Genomic DNA, 26976 nt, shown 5'->3' on the forward strand with positions numbered 1-26976 from the left:
GCCTGAATTGCATGATAATTGAGTTAGTATCCCATTCCACTAATATCAACCCTCGAAATAGAGGGTTGAATTACGGTGATGGTTTTTTTTCCACAGGCAAGATCTCAAATTCAAAATTAGAATTAATTGATAAACATTTAGCACGTCTAGAAACCAGTGCGAATCATTTAGGTTTTACTGATTTTGATGTTGATCAACTAGCGGAGTTTTTCACTCACCTATCTCTTCCGCTTTTTGGCGTAGGCAAGATACTCGTTACTCGCGATGGCGATGTTCGTGGATATGGAATTGGTCAAAAACAGACGACCCGTGTTTTTATTTTCATTGAACCAAAAGAATCTGATTGGTTTGATAGTTCTGCTCAGCGCATGATTATATGCAAAACTAACGCGAGTATTAATCCATCTCTCTCTAAAATAAAGCACTTGAATCGGTTAGATAACGTCTTAGCAAGAAACGAAGTGGTTGCACAGAACGCTGATGAGGGTGTTATGGTCGCTACTAAATATTGCGAACAACAGTTAACGCCTCAACAATTTGTGGTCAGTGCAACGCAGGCGAATATTTTCGCGTTTATCGATGGTTGTTTTGTTACTCCAAAATTAGAAGCTTACGGAGTACAAGGAATTATTCGAAACCTTATTCTAGAAAATTTCAGTGACTGTCCGGTCATTGCTCGTGATCTTTATCTCTCGGAGCTGGCTCAAGCGGATGCAATTGTTCTAACAAATTGTTTAAGAGGGGTCGTTCCGGTAAACTTTCTTGAAGATAAACAATTGATTGGTAGCGAAATTGCTGAATCTTTATCAACATGGCTAAATAAGAATAAACATGATTAAAGCTCGATCTCTCGTTGGTTTGTTAACGTTAATTGTCATTATGACGATCAGTTGGTTTTACTTTTCTTATCAACAGTTTTTGTCTGCGCCGATTGTTAAACAGCAATCTTTGGTTTTTGAAGTTAAAGCCGGTAGCGGTGCAAACGCTGTTTTGAGCCAACTTGTATCAGAAGAACTGACCTCTCAAGAATGGTTTGGTCGAATATTTCTAAAGCTTCATCCAGAGCTAACTCAAGTAAAAGCAGGTCGCTATTTGTTATCGCCTTCAATGACAATTCACGATGTGTTTGAATTACTGGTCAGTGGTAAGCAAATTCAATACACCTTCACCATCGTTGAAGGATTAACTTTTAATCAAGTGGTTAGAATGTTGCTACAACATGGTGAAATTGATACCACCGATCTCAAGGGATTAAATGATAAACAAATATTCGAAGCGCTAGATCTCAAATACGATCATGCCGAAGGTGCGTTATTCGCTGATACTTATCATTTTCCAGCCGGATACAATGCCGCTGATCTTTTACGACGTTCGCACCAGCGCTTATTAGCAGTACTCGAAGAAGAATGGTCTGAGCGACAATCAAATTTGCCTTACCAAACGCCGTATCAAGCTCTAATCATGGCTTCGATAATAGAAAAGGAAACCGCGCTTGAATCAGAAAGAGCAACCATTGCAGGTGTGTTTGTGAGACGTTTGCAGAAAAAGATGCGGTTACAAACGGACCCTACCGTCATTTATGGTATTGGTGAAAACTTCGATGGCAATATTACTCGGAAACACCTTCGCACCGATACACCCTACAACACTTACACGCGACGCGGCTTACCACCAACACCAATTGCGATCGTCGGAAGAGAAGCGATTCATGCGGCACTTAATCCTGAGCCTGGTAGCGCTCTATATTTCGTCGCCAAAGGTGACGGCAGTCATCAATTTAGTGATACACTTGAAGAACACAATCAAGCCGTAAAAAAATATCAATTAAAGCAGTAGCATGAGCGCACAATTTATAACAATTGAAGGCAGTGAAGGTGGTGGAAAAACCACCAACTTAGAGTTGATGAAAACCTTACTCGAAGACGCCGGTATTCCTTATGTCGTTACCCGTGAACCCGGTGGGACTGAGTTAGCGGAGCAACTTCGTGAGTTACTGTTAGCCTGCCGAGATGAACCGGTAACGCCTCAGGCTGAGTTGTTATTAATGTTTGCAGCTCGATCTCAACATGTTGAGAACTTCATAAAGCCTGAACTGGCTAAAGGAAACTGGGTGATTTCTGATCGTTTTACCGATGCCACATTTGCTTATCAAGGAGGAGGGCGAAAACTTTCATGGCAATTAATCGAGGAGCTTGAATTAATAGCCATTGATGGATTTAAGCCAAACTTAACGTTACTTCTTGATCTCGACCCTAATATTGGTTTGGGTAGAGCTGCACAACGCGGAGAGTTCGATCGTTTTGAACAAGAAGAAATAGAATTTTTTAATCGCGTGCGTTCGGCGTATTTGCGGCGAATGCAAGAAGACGAACTACGGTTTATGCTGGTTGACGCAAGCCAGTCACTTGAAGATGTTCAGACATCGATCACTAAGCAGTTTAATGCTTTTCTAGAACAACATAGGTAATGCCAGTGTACGTGTGGCAAGAAGAAGCATTTAATAGTCTAGTTAAAGCGCGGCAAAGTCAGCGCTTACCGCATGCACTATTGTTAACCAGCAAGGCAGGCTATGGCGCAGACACATGGTTGCATGAGGCGTCTCAATGGGTTTTATGCGCAGCGCCAACTGCTAAGGGTGCTTGCCATTCATGCCGTTCTTGTCAGCTCTTCGTTGCGCAAAATCATCCTGATTATTATTGGATAGAGACTGCGGAAGATAAAAAACAAATCTCTATATCTCAGATCAGAGAACTCTCCAGTAATTTAACGGAAACGGCAGCCGTGTCAACCTGGCGATTAGCGGTTATTTTTCAAGCGGAGAAAATGACGATTGCTGGGTATAACGCTTTGTTAAAAACATTAGAAGAACCTGGCGATGACGTTTTATTGATGCTGTATACTGCCGAACGAAACAGTTTACCTGCAACCATCATCAGTCGCTGCCAACACCTCCATTTAGATAATGACGACGTCAATGTGAGTCGCCAATGGCTCACCCAAGAGTGTCCAGAGGCTAGCCCAGATGAACTTAATTTGGCACTAGCATTGACTCACAACGCTCCCTTGGCAGCAAAAGCCATGCTTGAGGCAGGGGAAATCGAAGCCTACAAACAGGCTATTCAGGTGCTTGTAGACGTCGGCCTGTCAAAACGACCGTTTTGGGAAGCTCAACACTCTGGAATTGATGACCAATCGTTTCTTCAATCTTGGGAGTTTTTATGCAGTCAAGTGATCAAGTTGCGTCAAAATGCTCCTGTTTCCGTGCCTGCTCTACAAAATTTAATCGGTTCGCTTGCAGAACTTGCCAATGTACAGCTATTATTCAAGCTTAGAGATGAAATTTTGTTTCAACTCAAGCAGTTAAAAGAGGGAGTTAGTTTGAATTTGAATATGCAAACTGACGCGCTCGCAAAGCAGTGGCAGCAAGCATTTCAAATTAGGCGTTAAAGCCGACTTTAGCATTTGAAAGCGGCACCTTTTGAGAGCTGTAACCGTTGAGAACTACGACCTTTGAGAGCTGTAACCTTTGACTGGCAAGGCCTTGGGCAATTTTGTAGGTAATGATCCGATACAATCTGCGAAGTAATGAGATGTGTTACGAAGGCTAGGTCATTTTAACGTTTGAAATATAAGAACATAGGTAACTGAGTAAAACGATGTCGACGCAACCGAAAGCCGCTCCAAGACACGGTATTCTGTCTTTGACGATCAAAGACAAAGCGGTTTTGTACGCTGCCTATATGCCGTTCGTTCAAAACGGTGGTCTTTTTATTCCAACTCATAAGCAATACAGTCTTGGCGACGAAGTTTTCATGTTATTGTCGCTTATGGACGAGAAAGAAAAAATTCCAGTGGCGGGCAAAATTATCTGGATAACGCCCAAAGGCGCACAAGGAAACAAAGCAACCGGAATTGGAGTCCAGTTTTCAAATCAAGACAATGGTCAAGCACGTACCAAAATTGAGACTTATTTAGCTGGAACACTAAATTCCGAGCGCTCCACACACACAATGTAACCTTTGATTCATGCTTATTGACTCTCATTGCCACTTAGATCGAGTGGACTTATCTGATTTTAATGGAAACTTAGAGAACGCACTCAACTACGCTGAGCAGTGTGGTGTGAAAGGGTTTCTATGCATTGCAACGGATCGTGACAACGTAGCCGCAGTTCGTAAAATTGCACAGCAAGACGCAAGAGTGCATTGTTCTGTGGGTTTACATCCGCTGTCGAAAGAGTTAGATACAACCGACTTATTCAATTATTTACTGACACAAAGTAATGCAGATGAAGTCGTCGCTATTGGCGAAACAGGACTCGATGGCTTCTACGCTAAAGAAACGATCCCGGCGCAATTGGAGTCTTTTCTAGTTCATTTTGAAGCCGCTAAACAGCAGCAATTGCCTTTGGTGATTCATACTCGTGAGGCACGTCAACAAACTTTAGATTTAATCTTATCGGACCCTCGTGAAAATGCCGGTGTATTGCATTGTTTTACGGAGGACTGGGAGATGGCAAAGCTTGCTATAGATGCCGGTTATTTTGTGTCTATTTCTGGAATCGTGACGTTTAAGCAAGCAGAAAATGTGCGAGAGATGGCACGGAAAATTCCTCTGGATCGATTATTAGTGGAAACCGACTCTCCATACTTATCGCCGGTACCTTATCGGGGTAAGCCGTGCCAGCCTGCCTACACTAGAAATACTGCAGAATTTTTAGCCGAACTTCGGGGCGAGTCTTTCGAGCTGCTAGCAGAACAAACGACGAAAAACTATTTTCAACTCTTTGCCAAGGCCAAGCGGCATGAAGCGACTCGCACTGCAATGTGAAGATCGTCTTGGTGTTGTACAAGATGTGGTCTCTTTAATTACTGAGCAGAAAATAGACTTACGTGGTATTGAGTTAACTGATAAACAATTGTTTCTGCGTCTAAAAGTTTCCGAAAGCATCGCTAAGCAACTGTCAGCCGATCTTTTAACAATCGCTGGTATTCATAAGGTTCATGACGTTTCGTTAATGCCGTCAGAGCGTGAACATCAAGAGCTGAAGCGTTTGATGGATCATTTTCCTGAAGCGGTCGCATCGATTGATCGTCAAGGGCTTTTGGTAAGTGCAAACCAAGGGTTTTACCAGCAAATAGAACAGCTGGGAGTGACATCACAAGCCATCGATCAATTGATCGATCAGCAGCATTTGAACGAGTTATTTCGACAGCTCGATGCCCATAGAAGCGCTGAGTTGACCTTAACCAAGCAGCAACGCACCTTGTACATTGAAGCCATCGCGACTGCCACTGGTGATAACGGGCGAGTAGAGCATGCGTTAGTAATCTTACGTGTTCCCTCTGAAATGGTCTCGAAACTAGAACATTGGAATCGAGATCGATCAATCCCATTTGCGCATTTAGTTGCGAGTTCTCAGGTCATGAAACAGCTGTGTAAAGAAGCTCAGCGCTTTGCGACTTTAAACGAACCATTGCTGATTGAAGGCGAAACGGGCACCGGTAAAGAGGTGTTTGCGCGGGCAACACATATCGCTCGTTCTCCTGATAAACCCTTTTTAGCACTTAACTGCGCGTCGCTTCCGGATAGTGCAGCCGAAAACGAGTTGTTTGGCTTTATCGACTCTACCAATAAATCTGCGAAACCGGGTTTAATAGAACTTGCAGAAGGGGGAACGCTGTACTTCGATGAAATTGGTGAGATGTCTCCTTATCTGCAAGTTAAGTTACTTCGTTTTTTAGAAACGGGTCGCTTTAGAAAAGTGGGTAGTGAACGAGAAGTCGCCATTCAAGTAAAGGTGATTGCATCGACCCAAAGAAATCTAAAAGCCTTGTGCAAGCAGGGCAGTTTTCGAGAAGATCTTTACTATCGATTAAATGTTCTAAATTTGGTTCTACCACCATTGCGCTCTCGCAGAGACGATATCATCCCACTGGCCAATCACTTTCTCGAGTTAGGGTGCAAACGTCTCGATCGATCATTAGTTACCATGAGCAAGCGAGCACAATTGGTTTTAGCCCGCTATAACTGGCCTGGGAACATACGAGAGCTAGAGAATATTATTTTTCGTGGTTTGTCGAAAGTAAGCGGAACGCAACTATCGACTCGACATCTCAATATGCCGATGCTGCGCTCACTGGATATAGAGTTGATCGCTGGCGACGATGATTTGTCCCACAAGGAGATCATGAAAAACTTTGAGCGACAGTTACTGGAGTATCTGTACCCTCTGTATCCGAGCAGTCGTCGACTGGCAGAAAAACTTCACCTCTCACATACCTCAATTGCTAATAAACTTCGCGAGTTTGGGTTAGAGCAATCCAATTAACAACCTTTGGTTATTAGGTGTAAAAAAATATTTACACTTAATTCAACGCCAAGTTATTCAAAAATAAGCAGTATTTTGAATTCTACTTACCTGTAAATAAATCTTTACAAAAATCAAGTCGGGTAGCCTGGCTAATCTATTAAGTACTTTTAATTCAATGATTTAAAAAAACTTTTTATTCCGTATAATAGTGCTCATCCAGTGCGTAATTGCACGTTAATTAAACGCTTAAGAGGTTTTCATCATGGACAATCATCAAGAAATTAACCCATTAGGTACTGACGGTTTTGAGTTTGTTGAATATTCGGCTCCCGATGCAGAAGGAATCGAAAAACTACAAAATCTTTTTTCACTGCTTGGATTCACGCCCATTGCGAAGCATAAGCGCAAAGACGTAACTTTATATCGTCAAGGTGATGTTAATTTTCTGATCAATGCAGATCAAGGCACTTACTTTCATGAGTTTTCTAAAGCTCATGGGCCATGCGCATGCGCGATGGCTTTTCGGGTCGGCGATGCTCAAGCTGCGTTTGAATACGCAGTAAAGCAAGGCGCAACGCCCTTCGATAAAGCGGATATAGCCGACGGTGAGTTATCAGTGCCAGCAGTTTACGGTATCGGCGACTCGGTCTTGTACTTTGTCGACCAGTATGGCGATAACACGATTTATGACCATGATTTTGAATACTTCGAAGGCGTCGATAAGCATCCTACTGGTGTTGGTCTCTACGAACTTGATCATTTAACCCATAACGTAATGCGCGGCAATATGGATAAATGGGCTGGATTTTACGAAAATATTGGGAATTTCCGAGAAATTCGTTACTTCGATATTGAGGGCAAGTTAACGGGACTAGTGTCTCGCGCCATGACGGCTCCCTGTGGAAAAATTCGCATTCCAATTAATGAGTCATCAGACGATAAATCGCAAATTGAAGAGTATCTCAGAGAGTATCAAGGTGAAGGCATTCAACACATTGCATTAACCACTGATAATATCTATCAAACAGTGCGTTCTTTACGTGAAATGGGCATGGACTTTATGCCAACGCCAGACACCTATTATGAAAAGATCAATGGGCGCGTACCTGGACATGAAGAAAACGTTCAAGAACTTGCTGATTTGCGAATTCTCATTGATGGTGCTCCGGTAGAGGGTGATGGTATTCTATTGCAAATCTTCACTCAGACAGTGATTGGCCCAATCTTCTTTGAGATTATTCAGCGAAAAGGCAACCAAGGTTTTGGTGAAGGAAACTTTAAAGCGTTATTCGAATCAATCGAAGAAGACCAAATCCGTCGTGGCGTTATCAGCGCGGATTAATCGTCGTTCTTTTTAAAGGAGCATCAAATGCGTAAGTGGATATCATTTCCTCACAAAGAAGGTAAAGTTTCGCGTCAAGCGCATGCAGACTTTCCTGAAGAGGGCATTTATGAGCGAGAAGCCGGTAGAAGTGGTTTTTTTGGGCCTGCCGCTCATTTTCATCACCAACGTCCACCCACGAGTTGGGATTCATGGGAAGGGCCATTGCGTCCACGAGCTTTTAATTTAAATGATTTAGAAACCAACGTTCATTCACCTTTTGCGTCACCCATTGTGCTGCACAATGCGTCGTGTAAGTTTCGCTTTTGGCGGTGTGAACGTAACATGGACTTTTTGGTTCGCAATGCAGACGGTGACGACCTTTTATTCATTCACTCTGGCGCTGGCGAGTTGTTCTGTGATTACGGTCATTTAACACTGCGAGACGGTGATTATGTTGTCATTCCCCGCAGCACTATGTGGCGACTTGAACCAACAGAACCTATGTCTATTTTGATCATTGAAGCAACGAATGATTCTTACCAATTGCCAGAAAAGGGTTTGGTTGGGCCGCATGCGATTTTCGATCCGGCGATGCTCGATATCCCGCAAATAGACGACGCATTTAAAGCCCAACAAACCGATAGCAAGTGGACGGTTGAAATTAAGCGACGAGATGAAATTTCGAAGGTTCATTTTTCTTACAGTCCTCTTGATGCGATTGGATGGCACGGTGATTTATCGGTGGTGCGAATTAACTGGCGTGATATTCGTCCGTTAATGTCTCATCGTTATCACTTACCTCCTTCAGCGCACACAACATTTGTCGCAAGCCGCTTTGTTGTTTGCACTTTTGTACCGCGTCCGATTGAATCGGATCCAGGGGCGTTGAAAGTGCCTTTTTACCACAATAACGACGACTTCGATGAAGTCATTTTCTATCATGCCGGCAATTTCTTTAGCCGCGACAACATCGATGCTGGAATGGTCACTTTCCATCCCTGCGGCTTTACTCATGGTCCTCATCCTAAAGCATTTGCGGCAGGTCAAGAGTACGCTAAAAAAGAAACGGATGAAGTTGCTGTTATGTTGGATACTCGTGATCCATTAGAAATTGGTGCGCCTGCGTATACCGTAGAAGACGACGCATATTCTGAAAGTTGGAAGGTTAAAAAGTAAGGTTAACTCAATGAAATTAGCAAGTTTAAAAAACAATACTCGTGACGGTGAATTAGTCGTTGTTAGTCGCGATTTAAAAAAAGCCGTGAAAATTCCTGATGTAGCGCGAACGATGCAACAGCTATTGGATGACTGGAAAAGTTTGGCATCTAAAGCTCAAGTTGTTTATGAGCAACTGAATGAAGGTCAATGTGATACTGCATTTGACTTTGACGAAAGTGCTTGTGAATCACCGCTTCCTAGAGCTTATCAGTGGGCCGATGGAAGCGCCTATGTGAACCATGTTGAGTTAGTTCGAAAAGCTCGTGGCGCAGAAATGCCAGAAACGTTTTGGACTGACCCACTCATGTATCAGGGTGGCAGTGATGCTTTTTTAGGGCCGCGCGAAAATATTGAAATGGCTTCTGAAGAATATGGCATCGACATGGAGTCGGAAGTCGCGGTTATTGTTGATGATCTGCCTATGGCAGCGACAAAAGATGAAGCACGTGACGCGATTCGATTATTTATGCTGGTTAATGATGTTTCATTAAGAAACCTGATTCCGGGTGAGTTGGCAAAAGGTTTTGGCTTTTTTCAAAGCAAACCATCGAGTGCCTTTTCTCCAGTCGCGGTTACTGCAGATGAGTTAGGTTCAGCGTGGGATGGAGACAAGGTCCATTTGCCTTTGGTTACTCATTTAAATGATGAGTTGTTTGGTCGACCAAACTGTGGCGTTGACATGACGTTTGACTTTCCTACCATCGTTGCTCATGCTGCCAAAACTCGTCCACTGGGTGCCGGCGCAATCATCGGCTCAGGAACCATTTCAAACTACGATCGTTCAGCCGGGTCCAGTTGTTTAGCTGAGAAGCGGATGCTTGAAATTGTGGCTGATGGCAAACCAACTACGCCATTTATGAAGTTTGGTGATCAAGTAAGAATTGAAATGTTCGACGAAGCTGGTCATTCAATCTTTGGCGCCATAGACCAGAAAGTTACTGAATATAAAAAGTAAGAACCATTAGGCCCACATTCAGCGTGGGCCTTTTTATAGCTAATGAGCGATTTGACGTTACTGGTTTGGGTTAATCTATAATAAACCTTCAGTTACGGTTTTGAATAAGTGTTTCAGCCTGCAAAGCGTGTTTAAATTCAGACTAATCTGTTTTGAGCACCTTATTTACGATGTTCGTTACAACGAAATACAACAATAAATGAGAGGTGAGGGCATGTATAAATTATTTGGATATTGGCGGTCGACTGCAGCGTACCGAGTGCGAATTGCGCTTAACCTGAAACAAGTTTCCTACGAGAATGTTTCGGTACACTTAGTAAAAGACGGTGGTGAGCAGCACCAACCAGATTATCGCTCGCTCAACCCTCAAGGATTGGTTCCTTTACTGGTCGATGGTGACTTTCGTTTGAACCAGTCGACGGCGATATTAGAGTATTTAGACGAAAAATACTCAAACCCTCTATTGTTACCCGAAAGCCTTGAAGAAAAAGCCAAGGTACGTGCGTTTTGCCAAGAAATTGCCTGCGATATTCACCCTTTGAACAATTTACGTGTTTTGCAATATTTATCCGGTCCATTAGCGGTTGATGACAAGGCCAAGTCAGACTGGTACGCGCACTGGATTCATCAAGGTTTTACCGCATTAGAAAGTGAGTTGAAGCAAAGTAGTTCCGATGGGCGTTATTGCTTTGGCTCCAAAATATCGATGGCCGATTTGTATCTTGTTCCTCAAGTTTACAATGCAATGCGTTTTAATGTTGATCTTTCTAGCTTCCCAACGATTTGTGCCATTAATGATCATTGCTTAACTCATCAAGCATTCAGTGACGCGGCACCAGAAAGCCAACCTGACGCAGTGCTTTAATTAGGGAACTTGTGCAGTAAGCTCTTGTCCTAACCTTCATCTGATATATACTATGGCGCACTTTAAATGCGCCTTTATTGGTGTATTAATAATAATTGATTACTTTTTGTACGGGATGCTTCATGCATAAACAATCTTTGTTGGCGCTTAGTGTTGCGGCGCTGTTGCCATGTGTTGCGGTCAAGGCGGCTAATTTGCCGGTTGCCTACGATATTATTGACTTAGGTGCACTCGAACCTATGCCTCCGACGGCGACGACGACAGGGGCAAAGTCTTCCTTTGGGTATGCCATCAATAACGACAACTCTGCCGTCGGTGTGTCCATCGGTGCTCATGACTACACTTCGACCCAAGTGGTTAATGGTGTAACCGTGGTTGAAGATGTAACCATTAACCTCGTACAAAGTGTTTATTTTCCAAATTTAAACCGTCAAATCACTCCACCGGAACAAGAGCTGGGTTTCGGCGTATCGGGACGCGGTAACTATGCAACGACCATTAACGACGAATCAAATGGTAACGGTTTAATTGGTGGATACGCTTACGACAAAATCGACATTGATAACTTCGATAATTCAGATAATTGCACCCAAACTGACCCACTAACGGTCGATATTCGTCGTGCTTTTATGTTCGATTTGAATGACCAGCTAACCAAAGTACCTGCGAATATTTTTCCTGGACAAGATTTAGGTACCGACGCTGAATATATGACCAGCGCGTTTTTAGGCTCGAATGAGCAATATATGGTGGGGTATGTTGAGCAGGTTACTCAGAAAGATTCTTGTGGGAATGCGCAAGATTTTGCTCGCAGAGGAATGATTTACAACGTTGACACTGCAGAAGTCATTGTGTACCCAAGTCTTGAAACAACTGGTGATCAGGTGATTTCTGCGACGTCAGTGATACGCTCGATCAATGCAAACGGCGATTTAGTCGGTGCATCAACCATTTTAGATGACGATGAAGAAAGACGAACCATCGCTGTTCATGGCAATGTTGCCGATGTGCAGTTTGTCTCGGTAGCTGGTCTAGAAGGAGCAACATCGAGCAGCTTTGAAGACTTAAACGACCAAGGAATTATGGTTGGGGGGTCAAACAAAGCCGATAGCTTAAATAACCTGACGGCGTTTTATTACGACTCTCAATCACAAGAAAGTGTTGAAATTGGTTATTTAAGAGACGATTTAGCCTATTCGCAAGCGTTGGCGATAAACAATGAGAACTTGATCGTTGGTGTATCACAAGCCAGCTACTCACCTTCATCATTTAAACCGTTTATTTTCGATGCAGATGATGCTGCTGCGACACCGGTTGATTTGAACTCCTTAGTTGATTGTGACGCTGGTTGGTCGCTAAGCGAAGTTCGAGATATTAATGACAATGGTTGGATAGTCGGTACCGGGACATTATTGGTTAGTGATGGAGAGGGTGGTTTTACCGGAGAAGTGAGAGCCTTTGCATTAAAGCCAAGAAATGAGCCTGCCAATCAAAACTGCGTCACAGATGACGATAGCTCAAGTGATAGCGGGAGTTTATCTTGGTTCGTTTTACTAGGTTTAGGTCTGTTTCGAAGAAAACGTCAATAGATTGAGGATGCACTTCGTTTAAGCATTAAAAAAGGCAGCGTTCGCTGCCTTTTTTAATGCTTTTACTTTCTGTCTGACTCATTGTGAAGCTTGAGCACATGCCATTATAAAAAGCGGGCGATTAGAAAGTGTTTTTATCGTAGAGTCAACTTTGTTGACCAGAGCTCTTATTGAGCTGTAGGTTCTGCCATATCATTGATGAATTGTAAGCCCATCTGGTTGTAAAAGCTTTGCTCGGCAACTAACAAGTTTCGGAATTCATCAAAATCTTGTTGAGTAAGTGCATAGGATTCTTGTGCTTTTTCTTTGTTATTTTCCATCGAATTCTCTAAGTTCATATTGCTACCCTCCAACAATAAGATTATCTCAAAATAGGAATTTTTTATGAGAAAAGGGTCTCATTGTTTAAAAAATGTACCTATTTGGAGAAGGTGAGCGACTTACTGAAAGCGTCTAGCTAGAGATTCAACCTTTTCTTGAATCGAACCATCATAAGGCCAGTCTTCTGGATAACTTCCGATTTCTTCAAGATCATTTTGACTAAGCGGTTGAGAAATGTGTTTTTCAAGGCGCTGAGACGTTTGAATGTGGAATTCAGCGAATTGCCATTGTTTACCTAAACAAATGTAGCCTGACTCATTAGTGTACCACTGCATAATATGTCGCTCTATGAGGTTAACGCTTAGTCAGTTTAAGGCTTATAAGATATTATTCTAGGGTCTAATTCACATAATGGCAGGGTAAAATTACCGCTTGATTAACAAAGGTTAAGTTAGTGGGCCTGTGAGTTGTGTGAGTAGGCAGAGCTTCCGTAAAAAACACTGAAAGCTCAACCTACCCGAAGCAAAGGTTACATATTAGGGTAGTTAGGACCACCAGCACCTTCTGGACATACCCACGTAATGTTTTGAGTTGGGTCTTTAATATCACAGGTTTTGCAATGAACGCAGTTCTGCGCATTGATTTGCAATCGCGGGTTGCTGCCATCGTCATCACGAACAATTTCATACACGCCAGCGGGACAATAGCGTTGAGCGGGTTCATCATATAGGGCAAGGTTATGGTCAACTGGAACTGACTCATCGGAAAGCTTCAAGTGACACGGTTGATCTTCTTCATGGTTGGTATTAGAAATAAATACCGAAGAGAGCTTATCAAAGGATAACTTGCCATCAGGTTTAATGTATTGAGGTTTTGAACATTCTGCAGCGGGGCGTAACTGTTCATGATCTGGTTTAGGGTCGCTTAGCGTCCATGGAAGCTTTCCGTTGAAAATATTAATATCGATAAATGCATAAGCGGCACCTAAAATATTGCCCCATTTGTGTTGTGCTGGCCCAAAGTTTCTTTGTTGGTGCAACTCTTTGTAGGCCCAAGACTGTTGGTAAGATTCAGAGAAGCTCTCTAAGTCATCGTTTGAACGTCCAGCATCAATAGCCTGTACAATCACCTCTGCAGCGACCATTCCTGACTTCATTGCCGTGTGCGTGCCTTTGATTTTGGCAAAGTTTAGTGTTCCAGCATCGTCACCAATGAGCAGTCCTCCGGGAAAGTGCATTTTCGGTTGAGATTGCAATCCTCCTTTTACCAGTGCCCGAGCACCGTAGGAAACTCGCTCGCCATTTTCGAGGTACTTCGCAATAATTGGGTGATGCTTATAGCGTTGAAATTCGTCGAAAGGACTAACATGTGGGTTGGAGTAGGAAAGGTCGGTAATGAGTCCTACGACGACTTGATTGTCTTCTAAGTGATACAGGAATCCACCGCCTGTACTTTTGGTTTCAGACAGTGGCCAGCCAGCAGTATGAACTACTAAACCAGCTTCATGTTGTTCTTCAGGTATTGTCCATAACTCTTTGATTCCAATACCATAATGCTGAGGATCTTTGCCTTTAGTTAACGCATACTTGTCGATGAGTTGTTTGCCAAGGTGACCACGACAACCCTCGGCAAAAACCGTATATTTGGCGTGCAACTCCATGCCTTGCATATAGCCGTCTTTTTCACTGCCATCGGCGCCAACACCCATATCACCCGTTGCAATACCTTTGACTGAACCATCGTCGTTGTAAAGAATTTCGGCCGCTGCAAAGCCTGGAAATATTTCAACGCCCATGGATTCCGCTTTTTCTGCAAGCCAGCGACAAAGGTTGCCGACACTGATGATATAGTTTCCTTCATTATGCATCGTTTTAGGCACGAATAATGATGGGATTTTCTGAGCTTTAGTTGCCGATTTCATCAGAAAAATATCATCGCCTTTGACTGGGGTAAGGAGCGGTGCTGATTGCTCTTTCCAGTCTGGAACTAGCTCATTCAGGGCACTTGGCTCGAATACTGCGCCAGATAGAATATGTGCTCCTACTTCAGACCCTTTCTCAACGACAACGATCGTTAATGGCTCTTCACGAGAATCATTGAGTTGTGCGAGCTTGATTGCAGTTGATAATCCCGCTGGCCCAGCGCCTACAATTACGACATCAAATTCCATAGACTCACGTTCAGACATTAACCTTTTCCTCCCCAATTTGGCGACTTTGTGTAACTCTTGGTTATATTTTCGCGGCAAGACGGTTGATCTTTACAGACGATCCCGTCAGAATCTTGCCTTTATTTGACCCGTACATTGCGGTGCAATAACGGTTTATTTCGCTATTATATACAACTCAGTACAGGACAATCCATGAAAATTCTGGTAGCCGTGAAACGCGTGATTGACTACAACGTCAAAGTTCGTGTGAAAGCCGACAATTCTGGCGTAGAAACCGCCAATGTTAAAATGTCGATGAATCCATTTTGTGAGATCGCCGTAGAGGAAGCGGTACGACTGAAAGAGAAAGGCGTTGCCTCAGAAGTCGTCGTTGTCTCAATTGGCCCTCAGCAAGCTCAAGAGACGTTGCGTACTGCGCTTGCGCTCGGTGCTGATCGTGCGATTTTGATTAAGACTGATGACGAAGTCCAGCCACTTGCTGTCAGCAAACTTTTAAAACAAGTGGTCGAAAAAGAGTCGCCGAATATGGTTATTTTAGGAAAACAAACCATTGATGGCGACAACAATCAAACTGGCCAGATGCTATCAGCGCTTCTTGACTGGCCACAAGGTACCTTTGCCTCTGAAGTAACCGTTGATGGCGATTCCGTCAATGTTACTCGAGAAATTGATGGTGGATTAGAAACCGTGCGTCTAGCGCTGCCCGCGATTGTGACTACCGACCTACGATTAAATGAGCCCCGTTTTGCGAAGCTTCCTAATATCATGAAGGCTAAAAAGAAGCCGCTAGAAGAAGTATCTCCAGCGGATCTCGGCGTCGATATTACGCCGCGAGTTAAAACCTTGAAAGTCGAAGCTCCTGCGTCTCGCGAAGCGGGAATTAAGGTCGAGTCTGTAGCAGAATTGGTTGATAAACTAAAAAATGAAGCAAAGGTGATCTAAATGACAACTTTAGTAATTGCAGAACACAACAATCAAGAGCTGCAAGCGGCCACCTTGAACACCATTGCTGCAGCTCAAGCGATCGGTGGAGATGTTCACCTTTTGATTGCTGGCAAAGACGTTGCAAACATTGCTGAGAAAGCGAAGTCAGTCAGTGGCGTAGCCAAAGTCTTAACCGCTCAAGCGGATCATTTTGAGCACTTACTGGCGGAGTCTGTTGCGAATCTTGTGCTTGCGAATGCAGAGGGCTACTCGCATATCTTGGCTCCAGCAACGACGTTCGGTAAAAACTTTATGCCTCGCGTTGCTGCAAAACTTGATGTTCAAATGATTTCAGACATCACTGCTGTGGAATCTGAAAACACATTTAAGCGTCCAGTTTTTGCCGGTAATGCTATCGCTACCGTGCAGTCTGAAGACTCAGTTAAAGTTATCACTGTGCGTGCAACGGCATTTGACGCGGTTGCAGTAGAGGGTGGTAGTGCTGAAGTGGCTGCGGCGGCTTCATCAGAAGCTTTCGCTGCGGCTAGTTTTGTCGGACAAGAGCTCACTAAATCTGAGCGTCCTGAGCTTACCTCTGCAAAAGTCATCATTTCTGGTGGCCGTGGTATGCAAAGCGGTGACAATTTCCATTTACTAGAAACTATCGCTGATAAGCTGGGTGCTGCTGTAGGCGCATCTCGAGCTGCAGTCGACGCAGGTTTTGTTCCAAACGATTATCAAGTCGGACAAACGGGTAAGATTGTTGCGCCAGAACTTTATATCGCTGTTGGTATTTCTGGCGCGATACAACACTTGGCTGGCATGAAAGACAGTAAAGTGATTGTCGCGATCAATAAAGACGAAGAAGCGCCCATTTTCCAAGTTGCTGACTACGGACTGGTTGCCGATTTGTTTAAAGTGTTGCCGGAGTTACAAGACGCTTTATAACATTCATAGCTAATAAAAAAAGCGTGCTTAGCACGCTTTTTTTATGTCTAAATATACGTCATCGATTTGAAAGATGTAGCTACGTTTAATCTAAAAATAAATCAGGGTAAAGAGGCTCGCTAGGGTTGACAGCGTAGTGCGAAAAATCCTCTACGCCGTCCAGTTTTAAAACGTCTTCATCGAGTAATGTTTGCCCATTAAACCGTTCGTACTGACTGTTGACCATTGACATGGCTGCATCGGCCATAATGTCTGGTTTGCGGCAGTTGTTGAGCATATTTTGGTTGCCGACGGCAAACTCAATGGCAGCGGTCGCAATCATAGTTTTGGGCCAAAGCGCATTGACCGCAATGGAATAGGGCCGTAACTCTTCAGCCAAGCCTAGGGTTAACAAAGTCATTCCGTACTTTGAAAGCGTGTAGGGTGCGTAGTCTTTTAACCATTTCGGATTCAAATTTAACGGTGGGCAAAGCGATAAAATATGAGCGTTGGGAGATTGTTTTAAATAGGGAATGGCGTAATGACTTAATGTATAAACAGCTCGATGATTCACTGACTGCATCAAGTCGTAACGTTTCGGACTGGTCTGCTCAACATTGGTTAAGCTGATTGCTCCAGCATTATTTACGAGTACGTCAATGCTTCCAAATTCAAGGTGAGCTTGTTCGAGAGCCATTTTAACTTGAATCTCTTTTCTTACATCTAACTGTATTGGCAAAGCGCTACCGCCGAGTGCCGAAACTTCTTCTGCCACCGAGAAGATAGTCCCTTGGAGTTTTGGATGCTCCTCAGCGGACTTTGACGCAATAACGACATTAGCTCCTTCTTTAGCCGCTGCTAGAGCGATTGCTCGGCCTATTCCTCTGCTTGCTCCAGTGATAAAAATGGTTTTATTGGTCATCTTCATGCGCATTATTATCCTTTTTTAAATTCTAGTTTGGCGAAAGCTTGTTTAGTTCTGCCTGTTTTAGCTGCGTTTAATAATGAGGAGGTCGCTCATCGGCGGTCTTATCGTCATTTTGCTCATTTTGCAGGGTGGTTAGTTGCGTTGATAGTTTACTAATTTGATGACTCAGTTCATCTATTTGTTTTCGTTGGGCAATAACCGTTTGATTTAGTGTTTCGATGGTGTCATCTTGAAACGAGAGTTGGCATTCTAAATCGGTTACTCGTTGTTCTATATTCATGGATTGCTCGTTTTTTTAATCGTTCGATTAGATAAATTTCTGCGTTTAATGTTACAACAGTCCGTTGCTTTTGATAATCTTTGCTAACCACAAAAAAAGAACTTTTGGATTATGAAAACAAAACAAATAATTACCACGATTATCCTTATCAGTTTTTCACACTTAATATTCGCTGCCGGAAGTTTATCAAAAGCTGAACTAAAGCAGGCAGAGACTTTGCGAAAAGCTGCAAGCAAGAGTGATCTTGCGTATGAAATTTTAGAGTCGTTAACGACCGAAGTGGGCCCTCGTATGGCGGGAACACCCGGAGACGCACGTGCTGTCGCCTGGGCTGAGAATAAGTTCAAAGAGCTCAAGTTCGACCGTGTTTGGAAGGAGCCCGTTAAGCTAAGACAGTGGAACCGCGGCATCGAAAAAGCGGAGATAATTTCACCATTTCCGCAGCCAGTCATGATTACCGCTCTCGGTAACAGTATCGGTACCGGCGAAGAGGGCGTTCGTGGCGAAATTATTCATTTTGAAACCTTTGAAGACTTGCAAAAAGCAGAGGCTGGAGAGGTTCGTGGGAAAATTGTGTTTATCAGCCATAAGATGCATAAAACCAGAGATGGCTCGGCTTACGGAAGGGCTGTTGCTGCGCGTAGTAAAGGGGCTTCGGTGGCTGGCGAGAAAGGCGCTAAAGCGATAGTTATTCGCTCGATTGGTACCGACAATGATCGATTACCTCATACCGGCAATATGAATTATGCTGAGGGTGTGACTCAGATCCCCGCCGCGGCGTTATCTAATCCAGACGCTGATTTGATTTTGAATCAGCTGAAACGGGGCAAAGTAGAAATTGGTATGACAATGACCTCTGACATAGGTGATGAGTACACGTCGTATAATGTGATCGGAGAAATTACCGGTAGCGAAAACCCAGAAGAGTTGATTGTCATCGGTGGACACCTCGACTCTTGGGACTTGGGTACTGGAGCTGTTGATGATGGTGCCGGAGTAGCGATTACTATCGCAGCAGCAAAGCTTATTGCCGATTATGAACGTCCTAAACGGACGATTCGAGTGGTTTTGTGGGCGGCAGAAGAAATTGGCCTAGTCGGCGCCCGGGCTTACGCGAAAGCTCACGCTGACAACATAAACAATCACATTACAGCGGCTGAGTCAGATTTTGGAGCCGGGCCAATTTGGTCTTTTGATTGGTCAAGCGCGAATGACGAGAGTGCTTTTGTTGCACAGTTAGAGCAACTGCTTAACCCACTGGGCATTGTAAGAGGGCAACCTAAGTCGACCAGCGGACCCGATTTATGGCCGCTTCGTGCATTGGGTATGAGTACGTTTGCGTTAAGACAAGATGGAACCGATTATTTCGACCTTCATCATACAGCCAATGACACGCTCGATAAGGTTGACCCTGAGCATTTAAAGCAAAATCTCGCGGCTTACACCGTGTGGGCATTTGCGGTCGCACAAGTCCCAGGCAATTTTGGATTTAATATTAATTAGATTGAACGAGAACCCTAATGAGTGAACAACCCATTCTTCAAATAATTCAAGACGGTGTTATGACGCTACAGTTTAATCGCAACAGTAAGAAAAATGCGATCACCGCCGAGATGTATCAACTGCTTGCAGATGGTCTAAACCAAGCGTCAGAGTCGCCAGAAGTACAGTTAGTTAAAATAATTGGTAGCGATAGTGCCTTTTGCGCCGGCAACGACTTAGTCGACTTTCTGGAAAATCCTCCAAATGAAGACTCCAGCCCTGTTTGGCAATTTCTATTTGCGTTGAGTGATTGTCGCAAGCCGCTTATTGCCGGTGTTAATGGCCCAGCGGTTGGAGTAGGAACAACCTTGCTTCTTCATTGCGATTTAGTGGTAGCGTCTCAGACAGCCGTTTTTATGATGCCGTTTGTTTCTTTAGGTTTATGCCCTGAAGCAGCTTCAAGTTTGTTGTTGCCGAAGCAATGTGGCATTAAAAAGGCGTCGGAGTGGCTATTACTGGGTGAACGTTTTGATGCCACTGAAGCCGCAAATTTTGGTTTGATTAATAAAGCCGTAAATACAGCGGATGAAGTGACTGCGCAGTTAGATGCATGGACAAAAAAGTTATTAAAATTGCCGGTTGAGTCAATTGAAATTACCAGAAGCTTATTGCGCGGAGCTGATACCTCGTCGGTTCAGGAGAGAATGAAGCAAGAGGGAGAGTATTTTAAACAGCTTCTTAAAAGCGATTCTGCGCAAGCCGCTTTTGAATCTTTTTTAAATAGAGATTGATCGGTCAAGTTGCTCGCAAAAAGAGCTTAAAATCGTTCGGAAGATAAAGGAATATTGGATACCTAGGAGTCGGAGTACTTAGTTAAAAATGCTTCAAAAGCGAGGTCACTTTGAACTCGCTTTTGAACGGGTGATTTTTCCGGTGGCTTGAGTAAGTTGTTCTGCAGGTCCGCGGCGTGAGCGACGGAACAAAAAGGCTCCGCTGGCTTTGCCAGATGACTTCACTTTAATCTGACGAGTATTCATAAATTTCCATCCTTATTTTGATTGAGTCCATATTACCGCTTGGCTATGTCGTTTTTATGACAGTTTAACGGTTTAGGTTTCACTGTGTAATGCGGGTTAATCCGTGTTTGTAGCCGTTTAAGTTAAACGGCTTATTCTTGTTAAATTGCAAGTGATCCATTAATACTGAATGATCCATTAATACTGAGTGATCCATTAATACTAATTAGCCTTTAGTGCTTACGATACAGCCAATTAATCATCTAGTAGTTAATCATCTAATAACTGAGCATCTAATAAATGATCATCCAATAACAGATTATCTAAATAAAAACTTTAGAGTCCGCTATTCAGACAGTTTAGATGCCCTTAAGTTCGCTGTCATTGAGAGATTAACCATAAACAACACACGCTGATCACTGCAACTCCGATCAAGTTTAGAACAAATCCTCGACTCGACATCTGTTTTACGGTCAGCTTTTCACTTCCGAAAACAACGGCGTTTGGGGCCGTTGCGACTGGCAGCATAAACGCACAACTCGCGCTCATTGCTGCTGGCGCCATGATTAAGGCTGGGTCAATGCCTATCGCTAATCCAGTGGCCGCAAGAATTGGCATTAACAAGGTTGTGGTTGCCGTATTGCTAGTCACTTCGGTAATAAAGGTTACCGCAAGGCAAATTATTGGAATCACTAACCAGAGTGGGAAGTCAGCAATGACAGACAATTGTTCGCCGACTAGCTGACTCAGTCCAGAAGCCTGAAAGGCTTGGGCGATCGCGATCCCTCCACCAAATAAAATCAGAACTCCCCAAGGAATTTGGACCGCAGTTGGCCAATCTAAAAGTTTTCCTCCTTTGCCATCACTGACAATAAACATAAGAACAGCAGCAGCTAAAGCAATACTCGCATCATTAGCATGAGCTACTGAAAGCCATTCACTCCATCCGCCAAATGGCTCATTTCGCGTAATCCACAAAGTCGCAGTCAATGCGAAAATCATGATGACTCGACGTTCTTCGACTCGCCACAATCCAGGAGAGGGGACATGCAGCTGGTTGTTTTGATCCAAACCACGTTTTAGCCAAAGCCATACCAAAGGGATAAACAGGATAACCACGGGAACCGCCCATCCCATCCACTGAGAGAAAGTGATGGTTTGCCCAGTATTTTCTTCATACACGCCCCGAAACAGCATATTGGGTGGAGTTCCAATTGGCGTGCCTATTCCGCCAATTGAAGAGGCATAGGCTATACCTAAGAGTAAAGCAGTGACCAGTCGCCGGTCTTTATTCGTTTCTAAAACGGCCAAAGCGACCGGTAACAGCATCAATGTGGTTGCTGTGTTGGATATCCACATGCTTAAAAAAGCGGCGGCTACCATAAACCCAAGCAGTACCTTTGATCCGGAGGTCCCGCCAAATAGGTGAATCATCTGTAATGCGATTCGCCGATGTGTGCCAGACTTTTCCATCGCTTTTGAAAGCAAAAAGCCACCCATAAGAAGTAAAATCAAAGTGTGACCATAAGCGCCAGCGATTTGCTTTGTGCTTAAAACTCCCAACAGAGGGAATAAAGCCATGGGAATTAGACTGGTTGCTGCGATAGGAATGGGCTCGCTTACCCACCAAACGGCGCACCAGAGTGTAATTGAGAGAGTGATGACAGCCTTGGTTTCTAAGCCGAGAAACGCGGCAATACCACCGACAAGAACGGCCAAAAGTGGACCAATGGCTAACCAAGCATTTGAATTTAAGAGCTTTTTCTTAATGGTTGAATGTTGAGTTTCTGTCATGGAGTTTAACTAAAGACCATCCGATTAAAAGATTAAGGTAAATTATCATATAAATTGATTAAGGTGTTGATAATATTGCATTATTCATGAGTGTTCTTGCTTTATTTCTTCCCATATTCAAACTAAGCCTGTTGCTTAAAAACCGCATATTTCGTCACAAGTTTACATTCAAAATCTGTTTATAGTTTGACCAAGTAGAAAATAAACGCCAAAATAATCAATAGATTGCAAAAACAATCTATAATTTTACTTAACATAAAAAAAGCAAAGAAATATGTCAGTGAAAATTATCGCATTCGCACAAGCCAAGGGAGGCGTCGGTAAAAGTACGTTGTGTGCTAACATGGCGGCGACTTTCAGTGAACGAAACCGTACGTTGGTGATTGATTGTGATCCTCCTCAGCACTCCATATCAGCGTGGTATAACATTCGAGTAGAGAATTATGAATCTCCCGGCCTCGATGTGAAAATCGCGGATAAACCATCAACGCTCTTCAACTTATTAGAGCAAGAGCAAGATAATTATGACCTCATCTTGCTTGACGGTCCGCCACACATAAACCCTATGACAAAAGCCTGCGTGGCGGTTGCCTCGTTAGTTATTGTTCCTTTGGCGCCATCGCCAGTCGAAGTCTGGTCATTTCACGAAATGGACAAGCTAATGCTCGCTGTAGCGGATGTAAATGCAAAAGTGGAAGCTCGAATTTGTTGGACTCGCGTTCGAAAAAGAGTCAAGTCTGCTCAGTATTTGATCGACGATGTTAATAAAGCGGTGAAAATTAAGCCGATCGCCAGTGTTCTCACCCAGCGAGTGGCCTATTTAGACTCCTTTGCTGAAGGTTTAAGTGTGTATGAGTGGGAAGATCCTGTTGCGAGAGCTGAACTATGGTCGGTTCACTCAGCCATTCAACGGTTGTTGAAGAAGAGTCCTGACCCCAAAATTAAAGCAAGAAAGTCAATTCTTGCTTGGAGTCGACAATAGAACGATAAAAAATTAATCGTCATTAAAACTTTTTTTCTCGACTTCGCGTCTAACTGGTTAAATCAAGGTATCTATTAAGATATGGAGAACAGTTGGAGGCTGTTATGAGGTCACACATTAGTAAAAGCGCACTTTATTTGGTTATTTTGTTAGGCTCACTTGCTGTATCGAGCTTGACGCTTCAAAATTCTAGCCTAGAAATTCAGTTTTCGGCCATCTTACCGTTCAATGATCAACCTCTGTTCATTGACCATGGCCTGGCAGTGAGCTCAGAAACAGACGTACTATTAACTGAGAGTTGCTAATAAAAGTTGCTAATAAGAGCTGCAAAGAGATGTAAAAAAAAATGCTCACTGAAAAGTGAGCAAATGGGGTTATCTGGAGCCAGATTCAACTGATAGGACTTCGAATCTGTAGGGTTAAGTCTACTCAAATGATAGATGTCTAGGTTTGTCTGAATGTAAAAAGTTGTAACCCATTCTTGTGATATACTCTCTAACAGTCGTAATCACCCATATTTTCACTATGTCATCGCAATCAACAAAGTCCTCAGCTCGTCGTACGCCAATTCACACCCGTAATATTTCATCCTTAGGTTATCTTAGAGAAGATGAGCTTTGGGATATTGAGACGACGCTTACTGACAATAAACATTACCCATTTAAAACCATCGAGCGAGGTGAGCTATCAACCAATGAGTTTGTTCATCGAATGACGATGGTAGTGACATTGAATGATGAGCTTGTTATACAAGACATAAAAATAACAATGGCCGATGCGCCTTTTCGGCTCTGCCAAGCGGTGATTCCTAGATTTGACTCTTTGGTTGGCGTGCAAATTAAATCAGGATGGCGAGACAAAGTTAAGGCCTTGCTGAAAGGAAGAAAAGGCTGCACGCATCTCGTAGAATTACTGAGTGTTGTGGCGACTACCGCTTTCCAAACCGTCTTACCGTATAGAAACAGAAATACACTAGGGGCGAAGTTGATACATTCTTCTATTGTCGATCAGTGTCAAGGGTTTGCTGCTGACGGAGAAGTTATTCGAGAGCATTTTCCTCAATTCTATAAACCATCGGATGAAGAGTAATTTGAAAAGGTAGGTATGCCTACCGAGCGAATGCAATTAGATATTAGCTATAACATAAAGGGAGGGGTTGTCTTGGTTGATGAAAAAACATTATTAGTTCAAATAGAACAATTATCGCACCTGATGAAACAAGTCGAACTTTGGTCGAGTCAGCCGCCTGCACACCATAAACTCGAGAGTCAGTTTCCTTTTTGCGCAGATACCTTAGCTTTTGAAGAGTGGCTGCAGTTTGTTTTTATTCCCAAAATCACTCAGGTTATTGAGCACAAATTAACGCTACCGCATGCACCACAGATTGCCAATATGGCAGAGCAGGTCTTTCAAGAAAGGCAGGCGGAAGTTTCTCAAGTTATCGAACAATTAAAGCGGTTGGACCGGTCTCTTGTTCATTGGGTTGACCAAGAGAAGCCCTGATGTGCAAACTTCTCATAGTTCAGTTTTTCGTTTGGGGTGAGTGTTACGGCGCTTGAAAAATGCGGGAAGTCATAAACAACCGAGTGAAACTCTCCATTCTCACCACACACATCAACCCTACTTGGAAGCGATTCAATAAACTCAGCATTGTAGTCTTTCCACAGGTAGTGTCGCGATAACAACTCTGTATTAATGGTTACTACCTTGGCTTTAATGGAAGCTTCTACAATTTCTTTTGCAACCTGCTCAGGCGGTATATTCATAATCGGAAAAAGACATTCATAGCCAGCGGGTTCTAAAAACGAACGACGATATTGATCAATGCCGTTGCAAAATAAGTCTCCGAATATTATTGCATCAATCGAGCGACCAGCTTGCATTGCAGCACGTATGAATAGTTGCTGATAGACTTGATTACTTGGGAATGGAATCGGCAGTGCTTCAGTGTATAAGGGGAGATCTAAAAGCTTAGCTTGTTGTGAAGCGAAGCTTAGCGGTACTCCTTGAATCGGTATCCACTGATTGACGTGAGTTGTAACGAGGCCCACAACATTGAGTGTTGGATCATTTAACGCTCGCAGTAATGCAAACGCCGAGTCTTTTCCCGATGACCAGCTAACGAGGCAGTTCTTCTTCATGATTGCGTTTTTAAGTATTGATTGACTGCGACCGCTAGTTGTTTTGCTGCAGGCGCGCAAAAACGTAAAAATAATTCTGGCTCAATTAACTCGAGCTCCATAATGGCTAGGTCTCCATCATTATTAACCACAATATCGACTCGAGCATATAAAGGCTCAGGATCACAAGCTCGCACAGCGCTTTCTGCAAAGTTGATTTCTTCGTTACTTGGAAAATAAGGAATCACCCGGCCGCCATGATCATCTTGAACACGAAAGTCTCCCTGTGCGGCTACTTTTCGTACCGCATGTGTAAACTTACCACCCATGACCATTAACGAAAGCTCACCTTGTTCAACAATATTTTTTTGAAAAGGTTGAATAATAAAGTCTTCTTTCTCAAGTAGCTTATTGAGTGTATCGCAGAGGTTGGACGATATATTTGAGTTAACGCGATAGGTGTGACGAGCAGCTCCTGAAACCGTCGGTTTAATAATACCTTCGCTTATTCCTCTACTTTCTAATTCTTGAGCAAAGTTATAAGTTTTACCGCGTTTTAATATTTCGCTATGCACAGTGCGAATGCCATTTTCTTTGAGATCAAGTAAATAATGTTTATCCATATTCCAGCGGATAGTTTTTGCTGGATTTATACAGATACACTGTTCTTGTACTTCATTAAACCATGCCTCAAATTGACCAAATTTATCGAAGTAATCCCATGTAGAACTAAATAAAACTGAATGAGTATTGCTCCAGTCAAATTCCGGATCTTGCCAAGATAAAACTGTCGATCGTAATCCTTGCTCTTTCAGTGCATTGTTGATTAATTCATCTTCTAGCATTACCTGTAAACTGTACCAGTCACGTTTCACTGAACCTGCATAGCGATTGTCAGTTAATATAACTACGTCAAATTTTTTCATTGAGTTGACCTTATAGCAATTTGAGTCGAGCTTTAAGTCCTAAGGAAGTTGAATATCCAACACTCATGTATTGGATGACATTTCTTTCATCTGCGATAAAGTAAGTTGGGAACCCTTTTATCTTAAACTTTCTTTGAGTCGTGTTGTTGCCAAGCAATACCGGAAAGTGTAGCTGCTTTTCGTGAATGAATTTTTCCACAGAAGATTTGGATTGCCAGTCTAGTGCAATCAATACAACGTCAACTTTACCAGCCTTCCAATCGGACTCAAGGTCTTTTAAATTCTTCATAGACAAATTACAAATGCTGCACCAAGTTGCGAAAAAGTAAACAACGGTGGGCTTATTTAATAAATCTGAGCTTTCAATAGTTATGTCACCGAGTGAAGGCAGAACAAAGTTTGGAATCTGAGAATCTTGCTCACTGAGTAAACTGTTTCGTGTTTGATACCAATGAGTTATGAAAAACAGAGTAATTACCATTGCGGCATAGCTGGCGCAATTAAGTAAGAATTTTTTCGGACTGATAGTAAGAAACTTTTGCCATGCCTTGTGAATCCATTGCTTCAGCTTCAAGAAAGTGTCACCTAACTTTCGGTTAATCGTCATAAATCAAGCCTATAAATTAGTCATACTCACCCATTGGAGAATGAGCCATGAATACCGAGTCAAATGGATTGAAGTCGACGCATTTTAAGTCGCTTGCAAGTCTAATAGGAGTCGAACACTTTAATTCAGAAGAGGCAAAAGAGCTACCGAAATGGCGGCGTTTAGAAATTTTAAAAGAATTACAAGAGTTAGAGAAAAACATGAGAGATTTTGACCTCAATTAAAGACTCAGTTG

Annotated in this window: 30 protein-coding genes; 20 read left to right on the top strand and 10 right to left on the bottom strand. The window is 43.1% G+C overall.

The genetic code is table 11. The annotated features are described in order from the left end of the window. The first annotated feature begins 11 nt into the window (after positions 1–11). From Q9312_RS02075 to Q9312_RS02130, 12 genes are all read left to right on the top strand, one after another. On the top strand, positions 12–839 hold the full coding sequence (locus Q9312_RS02075) for an aminotransferase class IV (RefSeq protein ID WP_309202866.1): 828 nt from the start codon (positions 12–14) through the stop codon (positions 837–839). Then, complete coding sequence (gene mltG, locus Q9312_RS02080; RefSeq protein ID WP_309202868.1) at positions 832–1836, top strand: endolytic transglycosylase MltG; 1005 nt, start codon at positions 832–834, stop codon at positions 1834–1836. The genes Q9312_RS02075 and mltG overlap by 8 nt, the downstream gene beginning before the upstream one ends. A gap of 1 nt (position 1837) precedes the next feature. Then, on the top strand, positions 1838–2467 hold the full coding sequence (gene tmk / locus Q9312_RS02085; protein WP_309202869.1) for a dTMP kinase: 630 nt from the start codon (positions 1838–1840) through the stop codon (positions 2465–2467). A 5-nt stretch (positions 2468–2472) separates the two neighbouring features. Then, entirely contained in the window at positions 2473–3447 is a 975-nt protein-coding gene (locus Q9312_RS02090; protein ID WP_309202870.1) for a DNA polymerase III delta subunit-related protein, read from the top strand. Positions 3448–3656: 209 nt separating this feature from the next. Continuing rightward, on the top strand, positions 3657–4016 hold the full coding sequence (locus Q9312_RS02095; protein ID WP_309202871.1) for a PilZ domain-containing protein: 360 nt from the start codon (positions 3657–3659) through the stop codon (positions 4014–4016). A gap of 10 nt (positions 4017–4026) precedes the next feature. Beyond that, entirely contained in the window at positions 4027–4830 is an 804-nt protein-coding gene (locus Q9312_RS02100; protein ID WP_309202872.1) for a TatD family hydrolase, read from the top strand. Then, positions 4805–6331: a sigma 54-interacting transcriptional regulator gene (locus Q9312_RS02105; protein WP_309202873.1), complete on the top strand. Its 1527-nt coding sequence runs from the start codon at positions 4805–4807 to the stop codon at positions 6329–6331. Before Q9312_RS02100 ends, Q9312_RS02105 begins: the two co-directional genes overlap by 26 nt. 244 nt (positions 6332–6575) lie before the next feature. Then, positions 6576–7655, top strand: a complete 1080-nt coding sequence (hppD, locus tag Q9312_RS02110; RefSeq protein WP_309202874.1) for a 4-hydroxyphenylpyruvate dioxygenase — start codon at positions 6576–6578, stop codon at positions 7653–7655. Between the two features lie 27 nt (positions 7656–7682). Continuing rightward, positions 7683–8813, top strand: a complete 1131-nt coding sequence (locus tag Q9312_RS02115) for a homogentisate 1,2-dioxygenase (RefSeq protein WP_309202875.1) — start codon at positions 7683–7685, stop codon at positions 8811–8813. 10 nt (positions 8814–8823) lie between these two features. Next, positions 8824–9810 (top strand): fumarylacetoacetate hydrolase family protein, encoded by a 987-nt coding sequence (locus tag Q9312_RS02120; RefSeq protein ID WP_309202876.1) that lies wholly within the window; start codon positions 8824–8826, stop codon positions 9808–9810. Positions 9811–10024: 214 nt separating this feature from the next. Beyond that, complete coding sequence (gene maiA, locus Q9312_RS02125; protein WP_309202877.1) at positions 10025–10675, top strand: maleylacetoacetate isomerase; 651 nt, start codon at positions 10025–10027, stop codon at positions 10673–10675. Between the two features lie 122 nt (positions 10676–10797). After that, positions 10798–12264 carry a DUF3466 family protein gene (locus tag Q9312_RS02130; RefSeq protein WP_309202878.1) on the top strand — a complete coding sequence of 489 codons (1467 nt, stop codon included), beginning with the start codon at positions 10798–10800 and terminating at the stop codon, positions 12262–12264. 167 nt (positions 12265–12431) lie between these two features. Here Q9312_RS02130 and Q9312_RS02135 read toward each other — a convergent pair whose 3' ends face one another. The 3 genes from Q9312_RS02135 to Q9312_RS02145 form a co-directional block, all read right to left on the bottom strand. Beyond that, positions 12432–12602, bottom strand: a complete 171-nt coding sequence (locus Q9312_RS02135; RefSeq protein WP_309202879.1) for a hypothetical protein — start codon at positions 12600–12602, stop codon at positions 12432–12434. A 102-nt stretch (positions 12603–12704) separates the two neighbouring features. Next, positions 12705–12920 (bottom strand): hypothetical protein, encoded by a 216-nt coding sequence (locus tag Q9312_RS02140; protein WP_309202880.1) that lies wholly within the window; start codon positions 12918–12920, stop codon positions 12705–12707. A gap of 194 nt (positions 12921–13114) precedes the next feature. Further along, complete coding sequence (locus Q9312_RS02145) at positions 13115–14773, bottom strand: electron transfer flavoprotein-ubiquinone oxidoreductase (RefSeq protein ID WP_309202882.1); 1659 nt, start codon at positions 14771–14773, stop codon at positions 13115–13117. A 174-nt stretch (positions 14774–14947) separates the two neighbouring features. Here Q9312_RS02145 and Q9312_RS02150 point away from each other — a divergent pair, with 174 nt between their 5' ends. Then, positions 14948–15697: an electron transfer flavoprotein subunit beta/FixA family protein gene (locus Q9312_RS02150; protein WP_309202884.1), complete on the top strand. Its 750-nt coding sequence runs from the start codon at positions 14948–14950 to the stop codon at positions 15695–15697. Continuing rightward, the gene (locus tag Q9312_RS02155) at positions 15698–16627 is read left to right on the top strand and encodes an electron transfer flavoprotein subunit alpha/FixB family protein (RefSeq protein ID WP_309202885.1); all 930 of its coding nucleotides are present in this window, start codon (positions 15698–15700) and stop codon (positions 16625–16627) included. It begins immediately after the preceding gene. Between the two features lie 85 nt (positions 16628–16712). On the opposite strand, the gene Q9312_RS02160 is transcribed toward Q9312_RS02155, so the two are convergent. Together Q9312_RS02160 and Q9312_RS02165 are read right to left on the bottom strand one after the other, a co-directional pair. After that, the gene (locus tag Q9312_RS02160) at positions 16713–17534 is read right to left on the bottom strand and encodes an SDR family oxidoreductase (RefSeq protein WP_309202886.1); all 822 of its coding nucleotides are present in this window, start codon (positions 17532–17534) and stop codon (positions 16713–16715) included. A 70-nt stretch (positions 17535–17604) separates the two neighbouring features. Continuing rightward, positions 17605–17814 (bottom strand): SlyX family protein, encoded by a 210-nt coding sequence (locus tag Q9312_RS02165; protein WP_309202888.1) that lies wholly within the window; start codon positions 17812–17814, stop codon positions 17605–17607. 111 nt (positions 17815–17925) lie between these two features. Here Q9312_RS02165 and Q9312_RS02170 point away from each other — a divergent pair, with 111 nt between their 5' ends. Together Q9312_RS02170 and Q9312_RS02175 are read left to right on the top strand one after the other, a co-directional pair. Further along, the gene (locus tag Q9312_RS02170) at positions 17926–19317 is read left to right on the top strand and encodes a M20/M25/M40 family metallo-hydrolase (RefSeq protein ID WP_309202890.1); all 1392 of its coding nucleotides are present in this window, start codon (positions 17926–17928) and stop codon (positions 19315–19317) included. A 17-nt stretch (positions 19318–19334) separates the two neighbouring features. Further along, entirely contained in the window at positions 19335–20087 is a 753-nt protein-coding gene (locus Q9312_RS02175; RefSeq protein ID WP_309202891.1) for an enoyl-CoA hydratase, read from the top strand. Between the two features lie 105 nt (positions 20088–20192). Here Q9312_RS02175 and Q9312_RS02180 read toward each other — a convergent pair whose 3' ends face one another. Beyond that, the gene (locus Q9312_RS02180) at positions 20193–20333 is read right to left on the bottom strand and encodes a hypothetical protein (protein WP_309202892.1); all 141 of its coding nucleotides are present in this window, start codon (positions 20331–20333) and stop codon (positions 20193–20195) included. 360 nt (positions 20334–20693) lie between these two features. Next, positions 20694–22106 (bottom strand): SLC13 family permease, encoded by a 1413-nt coding sequence (locus tag Q9312_RS02185; RefSeq protein ID WP_309202893.1) that lies wholly within the window; start codon positions 22104–22106, stop codon positions 20694–20696. 274 nt (positions 22107–22380) lie between these two features. On the opposite strand from Q9312_RS02185, the gene Q9312_RS02190 reads away from it, so the two are divergent. From Q9312_RS02190 to Q9312_RS02200, 3 genes are all read left to right on the top strand, one after another. Further along, positions 22381–23088 carry an AAA family ATPase gene (locus Q9312_RS02190; RefSeq protein ID WP_309202895.1) on the top strand — a complete coding sequence of 236 codons (708 nt, stop codon included), beginning with the start codon at positions 22381–22383 and terminating at the stop codon, positions 23086–23088. Positions 23089–23613: 525 nt separating this feature from the next. Then, positions 23614–24177, top strand: coding sequence for a DUF2889 domain-containing protein (locus tag Q9312_RS02195; protein WP_309202897.1), 564 nt, complete (start codon positions 23614–23616; stop codon positions 24175–24177). Between the two features lie 15 nt (positions 24178–24192). Then, positions 24193–24591: a YqcC family protein gene (locus Q9312_RS02200; RefSeq protein WP_309202899.1), complete on the top strand. Its 399-nt coding sequence runs from the start codon at positions 24193–24195 to the stop codon at positions 24589–24591. Here the strand turns inward: Q9312_RS02200 and Q9312_RS02205 are convergent. The 3 genes from Q9312_RS02205 to Q9312_RS02215 are packed head-to-tail and all read right to left on the bottom strand — an operon-like array spanning position 24564 to position 26741. Then, positions 24564–25229, bottom strand: a complete 666-nt coding sequence (locus Q9312_RS02205) for a Dph6-related ATP pyrophosphatase (RefSeq protein WP_309202901.1) — start codon at positions 25227–25229, stop codon at positions 24564–24566. The genes Q9312_RS02200 and Q9312_RS02205 overlap by 28 nt on opposite strands. Continuing rightward, a complete protein-coding gene (locus Q9312_RS02210) occupies positions 25226–26134 on the bottom strand; it encodes an ATP-grasp domain-containing protein (protein WP_309202902.1) in 909 nt (302 codons plus the stop codon). The genes Q9312_RS02205 and Q9312_RS02210 overlap by 4 nt, the downstream gene beginning before the upstream one ends. Positions 26135–26144: 10 nt before the next feature. Continuing rightward, the gene (locus tag Q9312_RS02215) at positions 26145–26741 is read right to left on the bottom strand and encodes a peroxiredoxin family protein (RefSeq protein ID WP_309202904.1); all 597 of its coding nucleotides are present in this window, start codon (positions 26739–26741) and stop codon (positions 26145–26147) included. A 47-nt stretch (positions 26742–26788) separates the two neighbouring features. Here Q9312_RS02215 and Q9312_RS02220 point away from each other — a divergent pair, with 47 nt between their 5' ends. Further along, on the top strand, positions 26789–26965 hold the full coding sequence (locus Q9312_RS02220) for a hypothetical protein (RefSeq protein ID WP_309202905.1): 177 nt from the start codon (positions 26789–26791) through the stop codon (positions 26963–26965). Positions 26966–26976: the final 11 nt, after the last annotated feature.

It is taken from the genome of Pleionea litopenaei (assembly GCF_031198435.1).
GTDB classification, from domain to species: Bacteria; Pseudomonadota; Gammaproteobacteria; order Enterobacterales; family Kangiellaceae; genus Pleionea; species Pleionea litopenaei.

Excerpts from the sequence above, each read along its gene's own strand:
- hppD (WP_309202874.1), top strand. The coding sequence starts at position 6,576 with ATGGACAATCATCAAGAAATTAACCCATTAGGTACTGACGGTTTTGAG.
- Q9312_RS02075 (WP_309202866.1), top strand. The coding sequence starts at position 12 with ATGATAATTGAGTTAGTATCCCATTCCACTAATATCAACCCTCGAAAT.
- Q9312_RS02205 (WP_309202901.1), bottom strand. The coding sequence starts at position 25,229 with ATGAAGAAGAACTGCCTCGTTAGCTGGTCATCGGGAAAAGACTCGGCG.
- Q9312_RS02185 (WP_309202893.1), bottom strand. The coding sequence starts at position 22,106 with ATGACAGAAACTCAACATTCAACCATTAAGAAAAAGCTCTTAAATTCA.
- Q9312_RS02100 (WP_309202872.1), top strand. The coding sequence starts at position 4,027 with ATGCTTATTGACTCTCATTGCCACTTAGATCGAGTGGACTTATCTGAT.
- Q9312_RS02115 (WP_309202875.1), top strand. The coding sequence starts at position 7,683 with ATGCGTAAGTGGATATCATTTCCTCACAAAGAAGGTAAAGTTTCGCGT.
- Q9312_RS02150 (WP_309202884.1), top strand. The coding sequence starts at position 14,948 with ATGAAAATTCTGGTAGCCGTGAAACGCGTGATTGACTACAACGTCAAA.
- Q9312_RS02160 (WP_309202886.1), bottom strand. The coding sequence starts at position 17,534 with ATGAAGATGACCAATAAAACCATTTTTATCACTGGAGCAAGCAGAGGA.
- Q9312_RS02135 (WP_309202879.1), bottom strand. The coding sequence starts at position 12,602 with ATGAACTTAGAGAATTCGATGGAAAATAACAAAGAAAAAGCACAAGAA.
- Q9312_RS02200 (WP_309202899.1), top strand. The coding sequence starts at position 24,193 with ATGCCTACCGAGCGAATGCAATTAGATATTAGCTATAACATAAAGGGA.
- Q9312_RS02120 (WP_309202876.1), top strand. The coding sequence starts at position 8,824 with ATGAAATTAGCAAGTTTAAAAAACAATACTCGTGACGGTGAATTAGTC.
- Q9312_RS02195 (WP_309202897.1), top strand. The coding sequence starts at position 23,614 with ATGTCATCGCAATCAACAAAGTCCTCAGCTCGTCGTACGCCAATTCAC.
- Q9312_RS02145 (WP_309202882.1), bottom strand. The coding sequence starts at position 14,773 with ATGTCTGAACGTGAGTCTATGGAATTTGATGTCGTAATTGTAGGCGCT.
- Q9312_RS02095 (WP_309202871.1), top strand. The coding sequence starts at position 3,657 with ATGTCGACGCAACCGAAAGCCGCTCCAAGACACGGTATTCTGTCTTTG.
- Q9312_RS02180 (WP_309202892.1), bottom strand. The coding sequence starts at position 20,333 with ATGAATACTCGTCAGATTAAAGTGAAGTCATCTGGCAAAGCCAGCGGA.
- Q9312_RS02170 (WP_309202890.1), top strand. The coding sequence starts at position 17,926 with ATGAAAACAAAACAAATAATTACCACGATTATCCTTATCAGTTTTTCA.
- Q9312_RS02190 (WP_309202895.1), top strand. The coding sequence starts at position 22,381 with ATGTCAGTGAAAATTATCGCATTCGCACAAGCCAAGGGAGGCGTCGGT.
- Q9312_RS02140 (WP_309202880.1), bottom strand. The coding sequence starts at position 12,920 with ATGCAGTGGTACACTAATGAGTCAGGCTACATTTGTTTAGGTAAACAA.
- Q9312_RS02130 (WP_309202878.1), top strand. The coding sequence starts at position 10,798 with ATGCATAAACAATCTTTGTTGGCGCTTAGTGTTGCGGCGCTGTTGCCA.
- Q9312_RS02220 (WP_309202905.1), top strand. The coding sequence starts at position 26,789 with ATGAATACCGAGTCAAATGGATTGAAGTCGACGCATTTTAAGTCGCTT.
- Q9312_RS02210 (WP_309202902.1), bottom strand. The coding sequence starts at position 26,134 with ATGAAAAAATTTGACGTAGTTATATTAACTGACAATCGCTATGCAGGT.
- Q9312_RS02165 (WP_309202888.1), bottom strand. The coding sequence starts at position 17,814 with ATGAATATAGAACAACGAGTAACCGATTTAGAATGCCAACTCTCGTTT.
- Q9312_RS02155 (WP_309202885.1), top strand. The coding sequence starts at position 15,698 with ATGACAACTTTAGTAATTGCAGAACACAACAATCAAGAGCTGCAAGCG.
- Q9312_RS02105 (WP_309202873.1), top strand. The coding sequence starts at position 4,805 with ATGAAGCGACTCGCACTGCAATGTGAAGATCGTCTTGGTGTTGTACAA.
- tmk (WP_309202869.1), top strand. The coding sequence starts at position 1,838 with ATGAGCGCACAATTTATAACAATTGAAGGCAGTGAAGGTGGTGGAAAA.
- Q9312_RS02215 (WP_309202904.1), bottom strand. The coding sequence starts at position 26,741 with ATGACGATTAACCGAAAGTTAGGTGACACTTTCTTGAAGCTGAAGCAA.
- maiA (WP_309202877.1), top strand. The coding sequence starts at position 10,025 with ATGTATAAATTATTTGGATATTGGCGGTCGACTGCAGCGTACCGAGTG.
- Q9312_RS02175 (WP_309202891.1), top strand. The coding sequence starts at position 19,335 with ATGAGTGAACAACCCATTCTTCAAATAATTCAAGACGGTGTTATGACG.
- mltG (WP_309202868.1), top strand. The coding sequence starts at position 832 with ATGATTAAAGCTCGATCTCTCGTTGGTTTGTTAACGTTAATTGTCATT.